General features: G+C 66.0%; 9 protein-coding genes. 7 read left to right on the top strand and 2 right to left on the bottom strand.

The features are described 5' to 3' along the window. Positions 1-25: 25 nt before the first annotated feature. The 4 genes from AC56LN_RS09865 to AC56LN_RS09880 are packed head-to-tail and all read left to right on the top strand — an operon-like array spanning position 26 to position 4,195. Positions 26-1,372 (top strand): TadA family conjugal transfer-associated ATPase, encoded by a 1,347-nt coding sequence (locus AC56LN_RS09865; RefSeq protein WP_499571345.1) that lies wholly within the window; start codon positions 26-28, stop codon positions 1,370-1,372. 10 nt (positions 1,373-1,382) lie between these two features. Continuing rightward, positions 1,383-2,363, top strand: coding sequence for a type II secretion system F family protein (locus tag AC56LN_RS09870; RefSeq protein WP_499571346.1), 981 nt, complete (start codon positions 1,383-1,385; stop codon positions 2,361-2,363). A gap of 7 nt (positions 2,364-2,370) precedes the next feature. Beyond that, complete coding sequence (locus tag AC56LN_RS09875) at positions 2,371-3,315, top strand: type II secretion system F family protein (protein WP_499571348.1); 945 nt, start codon at positions 2,371-2,373, stop codon at positions 3,313-3,315. A gap of 16 nt (positions 3,316-3,331) precedes the next feature. Beyond that, entirely contained in the window at positions 3,332-4,195 is an 864-nt protein-coding gene (locus AC56LN_RS09880; protein ID WP_499571350.1) for a LytR C-terminal domain-containing protein, read from the top strand. Here the strand turns inward: AC56LN_RS09880 and AC56LN_RS09885 are convergent. Next, positions 4,178-5,770: a family 16 glycosylhydrolase gene (locus AC56LN_RS09885; RefSeq protein ID WP_499571352.1), complete on the bottom strand. Its 1,593-nt coding sequence runs from the start codon at positions 5,768-5,770 to the stop codon at positions 4,178-4,180. The two genes, AC56LN_RS09880 and AC56LN_RS09885, sit on opposite strands and share 18 nt — an antisense overlap. 504 nt (positions 5,771-6,274) lie before the next feature. On the opposite strand from AC56LN_RS09885, the gene AC56LN_RS09890 reads away from it, so the two are divergent. From AC56LN_RS09890 to AC56LN_RS09900, 3 genes are all read left to right on the top strand, one after another. Further along, positions 6,275-9,307, top strand: a complete 3,033-nt coding sequence (locus tag AC56LN_RS09890; protein ID WP_499571353.1) for a TonB-dependent receptor — start codon at positions 6,275-6,277, stop codon at positions 9,305-9,307. Positions 9,308-9,447: 140 nt separating this feature from the next. Beyond that, positions 9,448-10,158, top strand: coding sequence for a SapC family protein (locus tag AC56LN_RS09895; protein WP_499571355.1), 711 nt, complete (start codon positions 9,448-9,450; stop codon positions 10,156-10,158). After that, the gene (locus AC56LN_RS09900) at positions 10,142-11,155 is read left to right on the top strand and encodes a cupin-like domain-containing protein (protein WP_499571357.1); all 1,014 of its coding nucleotides are present in this window, start codon (positions 10,142-10,144) and stop codon (positions 11,153-11,155) included. The genes AC56LN_RS09895 and AC56LN_RS09900 overlap by 17 nt, the downstream gene beginning before the upstream one ends. Before the next feature lie 278 nt (positions 11,156-11,433). Here AC56LN_RS09900 and AC56LN_RS09905 read toward each other — a convergent pair whose 3' ends face one another. Next, positions 11,434-12,741, bottom strand: coding sequence for a sugar MFS transporter (locus AC56LN_RS09905; RefSeq protein ID WP_499571359.1), 1,308 nt, complete (start codon positions 12,739-12,741; stop codon positions 11,434-11,436). Between the last annotated feature and the right edge of the window lie 4 nt (positions 12,742-12,745).

Below are 12,745 nucleotides of genomic sequence, written 5' to 3' on the forward strand. Positions count from 1 at the left end.
CTTGAACCACGCACCGGAGACATCGATGTCCCTTCGCGAACGCCTTGCGCTGCCCGATCCCGAGCGCCCGACCGGTGCCGAATCGCACGACGCGCCCAACCAGGCCTACCAGGAGCTCAAGAAGCTGATGCACCAGATGATCCTCGACCGGATCGATCTGGAGCGCCTGAAACGCCTGACCCCCGAACAGTTCAAGCACGAGCTGGCGCTGCTGGTCCAGCGCATCATCGAAGACGAACGCATCGTGCTGAACCAGCACGAGCGCCACCACCTGGTGCTCGACATCCAGCACGAGATGCTCGGCTTCGGCCCGCTCGAGCCGCTGCTGGCCGATCCGACGATCTCGGACATCCTGGTCAACACCGCGAGCAAGGTCTGGGTCGAACGCTACGGCAAGCTCGAACTGACCGATGTTACCTTCCACGACAACGCCCACCTGATGAAGATCATCGAAAAGATCGTCTCGCGCGTGGGGCGCCGGGTCGACGAATCGAGCCCGATGGTCGACGCGCGCCTGCCGGACGGCTCGCGCGTGAATGCCATCATCCCGCCGCTGGCCGTGGACGGGCCGATCCTGTCGATCCGCCGCTTCGGCGGCAGTCCGCTGACGGTGCAGAACCTGCTCGACTACAAAAGCGTATCCCCGCCGATAATCCAGGTGATCGATGGCCTGGGCACGGCCAAGGTCAACATCCTGATCTCGGGCGGCACCGGCAGCGGCAAGACCACCTTGCTCAATCTGATCTCGGGCTTCATCCCGGCCAGCGAGCGCGTCGTGACGATCGAGGATGCGGCCGAGCTGCAACTGCGCCAGCCGCACGTGGTGCGCCTGGAAACGCGCCCGCCGAACATCGAGGACAAGGGCGAAGTCACGCAGCGCGCGCTGGTGCGCAACGCGCTGCGCATGCGACCCGACCGCATCATCCTGGGCGAAGTGCGCGGCGCCGAGGCGCTCGACATGCTGCAGGCGATGAACACGGGGCATGAAGGCTCGCTTGCCACGATCCACTCGAACACGCCGCGCGATGCGCTCTCGCGCCTGGAAAACATGGTCAGCATGGCCGCCGTGAACCTGACGCCGCGCGCGATCCGCCAGCAGATCGTTTCGGCGGTGACGGTGGTACTGCAGGTCTCGCGCCTGACCGACGGCACGCGCAAGCTGGTGAGCATGCAGGAGATCACCGGCATGGAAGGCGAAATCATCTCGATGCAGGAGATCTTTCGCTTCGAACAGCGCGGCGTCGACCCGCAGGGCAGGGTGCTTGGCCACTTCAGCGCCACCGGTGTCCGGCCGCGCTTTGCCGATCGCCTCAGGCTGTTCGGGGTGCCGGTACCGGACGACGCGTTCGATCCCGACCGCGTGTTTGACTGAAGGATCGCTCATGGACACCCTGTTCTATGCGTTCGTCGTGGTGCTGTTCGCCGCCGTCATCCTGGCCGTCGAAGGTTTTTACCTGTGGTGGATGAGTACCCGCGGCGCGGCGGCGCGCCGCATTGCACGCCGCCTGCAAGTCATGTCCGGCGGTGCGCAGAGCCGCTCGGGCGAGCGCATCTCGATCCTCAAGCAGCGCCCGTACAGCCGCCAGCCTGCGCTGGACCGCTTGCTGCACCGCGCCGTCCTGGCCCAGCGCATCGATGCGTTGCTGGTGCAGGCCGGGGCCACCTGGACCGTCAGCCACTTCATTGCCGCGACCTTCGGCTGCGTGATCACGGTCCTGGTGGCGTGCGCCGTCTGGTCGCTGCCACTGCCGGCGCGCCTGGTGCTGTGCGTGGCCAGCCCGGGCCTGCCCTGGTGGCTGCTGCACCGGATGCGCAGGCGGCGCCTGATCCGCATCGAGCACCAGTTGCCGGAGGCGGCGGACTTCATTGCGCGCGCGCTGCGCGCCGGGCACTCGTTCATCAATGTGCTGCAGATCGTCGGCAATGAACTGCCCGAGCCGCTGGCCGGCGAATTTCGCATCGCGCGCGAAGAGATCAATTACGGCGTCCCGATGAACGAAGCGCTGCACGGTCTGGCCGCGCGCATTCCGCTGACCGACCTGCGCTACCTCGTGATCGCGGTGCTGATCCAGCGCGACTCGGGCGGCAACCTGGCCGAAATCCTCGGCAATATCAGCGGCATCATCCGCGCCCGGCTCAAACTCGTGGCCCAGGTACGGGTGCTGTCCGCCGAAGGCCGCATGTCGGCCTGGATCCTGGGCCTGCTGCCATTTGGCGTGATGGGCGTGATGACGGTCAGCAGCCCGCATTACGTCAGCATGCTGTGGACCGATCCGAGCGGCGAGCGGCTGCTGTGGTACGGGCTGGGCATGATCATCGTCGGCGTGCTGTGGCTGCGCCTGACCATCCGCATCCGCGTGTGAGGCCGCAATGAAGATCACCCAACTGTCGTTCCTGCTGGTCGTGTTCGTCGTGGTCTGCGCGCTGTGCTGGGTGGCGCTGGCCCTGTTCGCGCCGGTCGCCTTGCGCGAACGCCTGCGCCAGTTTCTCGGCCAGCGCGCCGCATCGGGCGTCGGCGACGTGCCGCGCCTGCGCTGGATCGAGCGTATTGCCAGCGTCGCCCGGCCGCTCACCCGCCTGTCAATTCCCGAAGAGGGCTGGGAAAAATCGACGCTGCGCACCCGGTTCATGAACGCCGGCTGGCGCAACCCGGCGGCGCCGACGCTGTACTTCGCGGCCAAGACCGTGCTGGTGCTGCTTGCGCCCGCCGTCCTGACGCCCGTGCTGCTGTGGCGCGGCGGGACCTCGGGCCGCATGATGCTGATGATCCTGCTGGGCGGCGCCGCAGTTGGCTACTACCTGCCCAATGTCGTGCTGGCGCGCCGCGTCAAGCGGCGCCGGCGTGAGATCTTCGAGACCATTCCCGATGCCCTCGACCTGTTGACGGTATGCGTCGAGGCGGGCCTGAGCCTGGAGCGCGCGCTGGTCAAGGTGGCCGCCGAAATCCATATCAAGAGCATGCTGCTGGCCCAGGAGATGCAGATCGTCCTGATGGAAATGCGCGCCGGCTTCAGCAAGGAAAAGGCGCTGCGCAACTTCGCGCTGCGCTCCGGCGTGGACGATGTCGACACGCTGGTCGCGATGCTGATCCAGTCCGAGCGCTTTGGCACCAGCGTGGGCGACGCGCTGCGCGTGTATGCGGACAACCTGCGCCACAAGCGGCGCATGATCGCCGAAGAAACCGCCGCGCGCATCGGCCTCAAGCTGCTGTTCCCGCTGATCTTCTGCATCTTCCCGACGCTGATGATGGTCCTGCTGGGACCGGCGGCGATCCAGATTTCCCGTGCCATGAGCGCGCTGGCCAGCGCGCGCTGAACCGAAGGAGCCCGCCATGCGCCCGACCATTCACGATAGCGCCCGATTGATCCGGCTGGCCTGGCTGTGCGCCGGCCTCGTGGCGTGCGCGCCGCTGCAGGCGCCAGGGTCGCACGCCACCTGGCACGACCTGACCGCAGCGCTGCCAGCCGATGCCGGACCGGAGGCCGCCCAGCGGTTTGCCGACCTGGGCAACGCGTCTCTGCGCAGTGGCGATGTCGATGCGGCCCGCGTGTCACTGGAACGTGCCTGCCTGCTCGATCCGCTGGTGGCAGATTCATGGCAGTCGCTGGGCGAGGCGCTGGCCGCGCTGGGACAGGGTGCACGCGCGCAGCAGATGCTGCGCCAGGCGGCGTCGCTGCGCCAGCACGATTTGCGCGCCGACTTTGCTGCGACCGGCAGCCAGACCAGCGTCGCCACGCTCGACCAGGCACTGGACGCGCCACGACCCGGCTGGGCGCAGGCGCAGATCCATGTCGGCGTGGACGGCATGATGGAATTGCGCCGCATACCGGCAAGCGTACCTGTTGTGCAGCCGCGTTCACTGCGGCTAGCCGTGGCCCGCCTCGAGATCCGCAATGGCAATGGCGTGACCGGCATGGCGCGCGCGCTGGCGCGCCAGATCGATGCGCCTGGCCTGCGCGTCACGCGCCTGTCGAACCAGCCCGGGTTTGCGGTGCGCCACACGCGCATCGAATACGACGCAGCGCACGTTGATGCGGCCCGGCGCCTGGCGCAGCGCGTGGGCAGCGTGCACCTGCAGGAAGTCGGGCGCAGCGCACCGGCCAACCTGCGCCTGGTGCTGGGCCGCGACCTGGCGCATTACGGCACCGCGCTGCCGCTGAGCGCCGGTGGAACGGCGTTAGTGGCGCTGCGCTGAATTGGTCGCGTCCCTGCGATATACCCGCACATAATCGACCAGCATCCGGCGCGGGAACACGGTCGTGCTGTCCGGGTAACCGGGCCAGTAGCCGCCGACGGCCAGGTTCAGCAACACGAAGAACGGGTGCTCGAAGACCCAGTCGCCTTTCACCAGGGCCGGCGTGGCGGTGTGGTAGTGCACGCCGTCGCGGTACCAGCGGATGGCCTGCGGTTCCCATTCGACGGCGAACACGTGGAAATCGTCGCCATAGTCGGCGCCCTCCAGCGCGACCGGCTTGCTGAACGCGTGCTCGCCCGAGTAGCCCGGTCCGTGCAGCGTGCCGTAGACATTGCGCGGCTCCTTGCCGATGATTTCCATGATGTCGATCTCGCCGCTCTGCGGCCAGCCGACCTTGCCGATGTCCGCGCCCAGCATCCAGAACGCCGGCCAGATGCCCTGGCCCTTCGGCACCTTGATGCGCGCTTCGAAGCGCCCGTACTGCGTCTCTTTCAGGCCGGCCGTCTTGAGCCGCGCCGACGTGTAGTCCTTGCCCTGGTAGCGCTCCTTGCGTGCCTCGATGACCAGGTGGCCATCCTCGACGCGCACGTTCTCGGGCCGCGCCGTGTAGAACTGCATCTCGTTGTTGCCCCAGCCATGGCCGCCCGTCTCGGGCGTCCAGAGCGTGCGATCGAGTGCTGCGCCGTTGAATTCATCGCTCCAGGCCAGCGTCCAGCCGGGCGGGCGCGCCTGCGCCTGTTTGACGTGCTGCATGATGCCCACGAACGTGTCGGTCCAGACCACGTCACGGTGCGCGGCCAGGTAGCGCACCAGTTCTTCATGCGCCTGCGCCGACACGCTCAGATGGTCGCCGCCGATGCCGTGGAAGGTGAAGGCGACCATGGTGCCGCGCGCGACCGCCTGCTCCACCAGTGCGATCAGTTCTGCACCACTGGCGCCCACCGGGCCGACCGACGCAACCTGATATGGATCGACCGCCGCCATCGATGCCGGCACGCCGGGCCCGTTGCCCGCCTTGATCGCAACGAATGCCGGGCGCAGTGCCGGCAGGTAGTCGCCGCCCAGCGCCTGCACGTCGCCGCAGGGCGCCGTGTAGGTGCGATCGCGCCGGCCGTCGATCGCTTCCAGCATCGTGTTGGCCAGCAGGACCTGGTCGACCATCTGTGCGCGGGTGGTGGTGGCGAGGTCGCGATGCGCGGCGACCCAGCCGCGGTCTGTGCCCTTGCTGGAACACTGGTGGAACAGGCTGTGGTTGCCCAGTTCATGCCCACGGGCGGCCGCTGCACGCCATGCCGGCAAACGTGCTGCCACCGCTGGGCTCGATAACTGCAGGTAGAAGGTGCCCTTGATGCCGTAGCGGTCCAGCGTCGGCAGCGCGTTGTCGAGCTGCGAGTCGAGCGCGTCGTCGTAGGCAAGGCTGACTGCGGCGCGCGCGCCGCCGGGCCAGGAAAACGCGGGTTCTGTTACTGGTGCTGGTGCTGCAGCATGCGCGCTGGCGGCACAGATGACACAGACAGCGGCAAGCAGGGTGCTGCGGGAGGCGCGCCGTGCGCAGAAGGCCAGAAAATGGTGCATGCATGCTCCAGTTTGGAAACGTTACCAAAACGTCAAGCCGACTATAGCGTGCCGAAGACCTCCCGTCAATGCAGGCGGCGCGCCCGCCATCCATCGCTGGTGCGGGCGGGTTGCCGTGCGTGGCGCACCAAAGTGTTGCAAAACTGCGTCACCCCTATTGACGCGGTAACAGAATATTCCGTTGACAATTTATTTTCATAACTCTAAGATTCAGATCACTGCATGGAAACGTTTCCATGTGACAGACAGATTCCCTTCGATCCCCGATTGGCGCGGTGCGCCAAGGAGCCGAGGACACATGACACAGTGCAGCGCGCACCCGGCGATTCACGTAGCGAGGCCATCGGCACCAGCCGATCGGTCTCGCTGCACCACATGGTGGCGTGTAGCCGGGCAACGAGGCGCCCGGGTCTGAAAGGCAGTACCCGGGGGCAGCGGCGACGCATCCGGATGGCGGAGACACCGTGTCTGAGCACGGTCATATTTATAAAAACAGGAGAAGACATGTACTACCCAAAGGCTAAACAGACCTTGATCAGTCTGGCAGTTGCCAGCGCATGCGCGGCGTTCATGCCGGCGTTCGCCCAGGAAGCGGCCAGCATGCCGCCAGCCGAAACCGCCACCAGCGCCCCTGACCAGGCGGTCGACGCGGCCAGCAACCCGACCGCATCGATCACCGGTCCGGCGCAAAACGGCACGCAGACCGTTGTCGTGACCGGCCTGCGCGCCAGTCTCGAATCGTCGATGAACCTCAAGCGCAATGCGCAGGGCTTCGTCGACGGCATCGTCGCCGAAGACATCGGCAAATTCCCCGACACGAACCTGGCCGAATCGCTGCAGCGCATTTCGGGCGTGTCGATCGACCGCGAAATCGGCGAAGGCTCGAAGATCACCGTGCGCGGCGTGGGCCCCGACTTCAACCTGGTGCTGCTCAACGGCCGCCAGATGCCGGTGTCGAACCTGGGCGACCGCAATGGCCGCGCATTCGACTTCGCCAACATCGCGTCCGAAGCGATCTCGCAGCTGCAGGTGTACAAGTCGAGCCGCGCCGAGACCCCGACCGGCGGCGTCGGTGCGACCATCAACGTGATCACCGCGCGCCCGCTGTCGCGCCCTGGCATGCAGGCCAGCATCGGCATTAAGGGCGTGCACGACACGTCGGCCACCAACCTGCCGGACGGTCTCCAGCACGGCAACAAGGTCACCCCTGAAATCTCGGGCATCTACTCGAACACGTCGGCCGACGGCCGCTTCGGCATCGGCCTGTCGGCCAGCTACCAGGAACGTAACCTGGGCTACAACCGCGCGTCGGTGGCCAATGGCTGGAAGGGCCCGTTCCGCGGCGACCAGGCAACCTACGGCGCGATTCCGCTGCCAGGCCAGCCAGGCTCGGAGCTGATCACGAACCGTCCCGGTCCGACCGACCTGTACCAGACCCCGCAGAACCTGAACTACAACCTGAGCGGCGTGCAGCGCGAGCGCACCAACGGCCAGGTCGTGTTCCAGTTCGCTCCGAACAAGTCGATCACCAGCACCCTCGACTACACCTATTCGGAAAACAAGATCCACACCCGCCGCAACGACATGTCGGCGTGGTTCAACTTCGGCCCGTCGTCGAGCAGCTGGACCGATGGCCCGATCGCCGGTCCGCTGACCTACACCGAATTCATCCCGGCCGGTAACGCCGACATCGCCATGGGCGTGTCGGACTTTGCGACCCGCAGCGAAAACAAATCGCTGGGCTTCAACACCGTCTGGCGCGTCACGCCCGAGCTGCGCTTCGAACTCGATGCGCACAGCTCGTCGGCCGAATCGACGCCGAACAGCCCGTGGGGTTCGAGCAACGTGATCGGCACTGCGAGCTTCAGCCGCGGCAACACCACCGCCGACTTCTCGCAGGACTTCCCGGTGCTGAGCATCCAGGGCGCCGACTACGCGCGCGCGCCGCAGCAGGTCACCGGCTCGGTGTTCGAGAACGGCTACATGAAGACCGAAGTCGACCAGATCCAGACGCACGGCAGCTGGAAAGTGCTGGAAGCCTCCGAAGTCAAGTTCGGCCTGGGCGCGACCAAGGTCGATTACCGCTCGGCGTTCTCGGTGCAGCAGCGCGACACCTGGGGCGGCGCGACGCAGGCTTCCGATTATCCGGCCAGCCTGTTTACCGTCGACAGCCTGGGCAAGTACTTCGATCAGGTCAACGGCAGCGACAACCCGGCCCTGTTCGACCGCTTCCACACTTTCAACTTCGGCCAGATCCGCGACATCGTGGCCCAGGCCTCCGGCCTGCCGCAGCTGTACGTGCCGAAGACCACCTACGACACCGACCGCCGCACCGAAGAGAAATCGAAGAGCCTGTACCTGCAGTTCAACACCGAATGGGACACGCGCTTCCCGATCAATACCTCGCTCGGCGTGCGCTACGAGAAGACGGACGTCAGCTCTACCGCACTGGTGCCGACCCCGATCGCGATCAGCTGGGTCTCGCAGAATGAGCTGCCGGTGGTGTTCGGCCAGTCCGGCTTCACGACGCTGAAAGGCAACTACAGCCACGTGCTGCCAAGCTTTGATGCCGACATCGCGCTGCGCGACGACATCAAGGGCCGCTTCAGCTACGGTCACACCATTGGCCGTCCACGCTACGACCAGATCGCCGGCGGCCAGGTGCTCGACACGCTGGCGCGCGTCGAAGGCGGTACCGGCTCGCAGGGCAATCCGGCGCTGGAGCCGGTCAAGTCGAAGAACTTCGACCTGGCGCTCGAGTGGTACTACGGCCGCCAGAGCTTCATCTCGGTCAACCACTTCCGCAAGCAGCTCGAGAACTACGCCGGCCAGTCGCAGATCATCGCCCAGCCGTTCGGCGTGCGCACGCCGGTGGGCGGCGCCTACTGGAATGCGGCGCTGGGCAGCTGCACGACGGCAGACACCACCTGCATCCGCAACTACATCTTCCGTAACTTCAACGGCCAGCCGGGCGTGGTCGCGGGACCGAACAACGCGTCGGGCGATGCCACCGGTACCATCACGGCCATCGGCACCGATCCGGTTGCGAACTTCCGCATCACGTCGTACTCGAACCAGAAGAAGGCGAACATCCGCGGCCTGGAATTCAACCTCCAGCACATGTTCGGCAACAGCGGCTTCGGCGTGCAGGCCAACTACACCTACGTCAATTCGGGCCTGAAGTACGACAACGGCAGCGTGGGCGAGCAGTTCGCACTGGTCGGCCTGGGCGACTCGGCCAACCTGGTGGGTATCTTCGAGAACGACAAGTGGAACGTGCGCGCGGCCTACAACTGGCGCGACGAGTTCCTGTCGTCGACCTTCGACGGCTCGGGCCCGAACCCGAACTATGTCGAAGCGTACGGCCAGCTCGACCTGAGCATCGGCTACAACGTCAACAAGAACCTGTCGGTGTCGTTCGAGGGCATCAACCTGACCGACGAGATCCAGCGCACGCACGGCCGCACCAAGCAGCAGGTGCTGTTCGTGACGCAATCGGGTCCGCGTTACATGCTCGCAGCGCGCTACAAATTCTGATCGCGCAGCATCTGGCCGGCGCCGGTATTCGGGAGTAGACTTCCCGCACACCGGCCCTGCAACCGCAGCGGCGGGTCGGCATCAGCCGACCCGCCGTTGTCGTTTCACCGAGTGATTCCAACAACGCCAACGAGACAGCCATGCCCAATATCGCCCTGCTGAACAACATCGAACACAAGGACCTGCGCATCATCGCCGGCCACCGCCCCGGCCTGGGCAGCGAGGTCGCGTGGGTGCCGACCTTCGCCGACGAATTCCGCTCGCTGCAGGGGATCTACCCGATCATCTTCCGCCAGCTCGAAGACGGCGCCAACTTCGAAGCGATCGCGCTGCTGGGCTTTACCGAAGACGAAAACCTGTTCCTGCAGGACGGCCGCTGGGATGCGCCGCTGGTGCCATGGATGCACGAGCGCCAGCCGTTCTACATCGGCCGCAATGGCGACGAGCTGATGATCCAGGTCGACCTCGACCACCCGCGCGTGAGCACGACCGACGGCGAGCCGGTGTTCATGCCGCATGGCGGCAACACCGAGTATCTGGAAAAGGTCAGCACCATGCTGTCGAACATCCACAACGGCGTGCAGGCCAATGTCGGCTTCCTCGAAGCGCTCAAGCGCCATGATCTGCTCGATGCATTCGTGCTCGACATCGAATTCGACAACGGCGCGCAGAACCGCCTGGGCGGCTTCTTCACGATCCACGAAGAACGCCTCGGCGCGCTCGATGGCGCCGTCATCGCCGAACTGCACGCGGCGGGCTACCTGGCACCGATCTACTTCGCACTTGCCTCGCTGTCGAACTTCCGCAGCCTGATCGACCGCAAGAATCACCGCGATGCTGCCAGCCGCTAACGCCATCCGCGAGCTGTCCGGTGTGACGCCGGCCGATCTCGATGCAACGATCCTGGCCTCGACCGAGCCGCTGCTGCTGCGCGGCCTGGTGGCCCACTGGCCGGTGGTGGCTGCAGGGCGCCAGTCGCCGCAAGCAGCGCTCGACTACCTGCGCCGCTGGTGCGGCGACGCCACCGTCAATGCGATGCTCGGGCCGCCCGACATCAAGGGCCGCTACTTCTACAACGCCGCGCTCGACGGCTTCAATTTCCAGTCACTGCGGGTGCGGCTCGACGCCGTACTCGATGAACTGGCAAAGCACCTGACCACGCCGGCGCCGCCCGCGATCTACGTCGGCTCGACCACGATCGACGGCGCACTGCCGGGCTTCAGAGGCGAGAACGATGTCGACCTCGGTCCGCGCGACCCGCTGGCGTCGATCTGGATCGGCAACCGCACCCGCATCGCCGCCCACTACGACCTGCCGGACAACCTGGCCTGCATCGCAGCCGGGCGACGCCGCTTCACGCTGTTCCCGCCGGGCCAGCAGCACAACCTGTACATCGGCCCGATCGACCTGACACCCGCCGGCCAGCCCATCAGCCTGGTCGACTTCGCGCAGCCCGATCCCGAACGTTTCCCGCGCTTTGCCGACGCGCTCGCGCAGGCGCAAAGCGCCGAACTTGGCCCTGGCGACGCGCTGTTCATCCCCAGCATGTGGTGGCACCACGTCGAGGCCCTGGACGACGTCAATGTGCTGGTCAACTACTGGTGGCGCCAGTCGCCAGCCTGGATGGACACGCCCAACAACGCGCTGATGCACGCCCTGATGACGGTGCGCGACCTGCCACCGGCGCAGCGCGCAGCGTGGGCCGAACTCTTCCGGCACTACGTGTTCGAAGCCAATGACGAGACAGCAGCGCATATCCCGCCAGGCGCACGCGGCCTGCTCGACCCAATGACCGACAACACATCGCGCATGGTCCGTGCACAACTGCTCAAGCGCCTGAACCGCTAACCCCCACCAAAAAGCCGGCAAAAGCCGGGGTCAGGTCTGACATTCGGACACGATCTCGACAGTAAGCGCGTCAAAAGCCGGGGTCAGGTCTGACATTTGGACACGACCTGGACAATCGACCTGTCGGACTAGCTGAACATGGCCATGCGGATACTCGGCAACACGCCATTGGAAGTGGCTAAGGCTGAGGTCGTGTCCGAATGTCAGACCTGACCCCGGCTTTGCCCAAAAAAAATGCCCGCATCACGTGCGGGCATTTTCGTTGATGACGGCGACGTTTATTCCGTCACCACCTTCTGCTTGTGCAGGTCGGCGTACTTCACGCCGTAGTACAGGATGAACAGGTAGCAGGCCGCCGGCACCAGGAACGAGATCTGCAGGCCGATGGTGTCGGCCAGGATGCCCTGGATGAACGGCACGATCGCGCCGCCGACGATGGCCATGCACAGGATGCCCGAACCCTGGCCCGTAAACTTGCCCAGGCCGTGCAGCGCCATGCTGAAGATGGTCGGGAACATGATCGAGTTGCACAGGCCGACGGCGATGATCGCCCACATCGCCAGGCTGCCATCCGTGAAGATCGCGGTGAGCACCAGCGCCATCGAACCGAGTGCGGTGACGGCCAGCGACTTGCCCGGGCTGACGTAGCGCATCACCGCAAAGCCGATGAAGCGGCCCACCAGCGCGCCGCCCCAGTACAGGCTGACGTAGCGGGCCGCGTCGGCATGCGACAGCCCGGCAATGTGCGGCTCGCCGATGAAGTTGATCAGGAAGCTGCCGATACTGACTTCAGCACCCACGTACAGGAAGATGCCCAGCGCGCCGAGCACCAGGTGGCGGTACGCCATCGCGCCGCCCTTGCCGTCGACGGCAGCGGTGGCGGTGTCCTGGAACGCGATCTTCGGCAGGCGCGCCAGTGCGAACAGCACGGCCAGCAGCGCGAGCGCTGCGGCCAGGCCCAGGTACGGGCCCTGCACGGCAGCTGCTTCGGCGGCGCGGTGCGCCATCCGCTCTGCTTCCGGCAGCAGCGCCAGCTGCTCGGCCGACAGCGCCACCGTCGACAGGATCAGGAGGCCGCCCAGCGTCGGCGCCACCGTGGTGCCGAGCGAGTTGAAGGCTTGCGTCAGCGTCAGGCGGCTGGCGGCGGTGCGCGCAGGGCCAAGGACGGTGACGTACGGGTTGGCGGCGACCTGCAGGATCGTGATCCCGCTGGCCAGCACGAACAGCGCGAACAGGAACAGGCCGTAGCCGCCGTTCGACGCCGGATAGAACAGCGCGCAACCGGTGGCCGCGACCAGCAGGCCGGCGACGGCGCCGTTCTGGTAACCGAGGCGGCGAATCAGCGCGCCGGCCGGCAGCGACACGACGACATAGGCGCCGAAGAAGCACAGCTGCACCAGCATCGCCTGCATGTAGGTGAGGGTGTAGATCGATTTCAGGTGCGGGATCAGGACGTCGTTGAGTGACGTGATCAGGCCCCACATGAAGAACAGGATGGTGACGATGAACAGCGCCCCGGTATGCGTATTGCGTTCGCCGTCCGTCGATGCACTGGCCACGGTCGGGGTCTGGATGGGATTCTGCATGGTC

This window comes from Telluria sp. ZT3P26 (assembly GCF_059686035.1).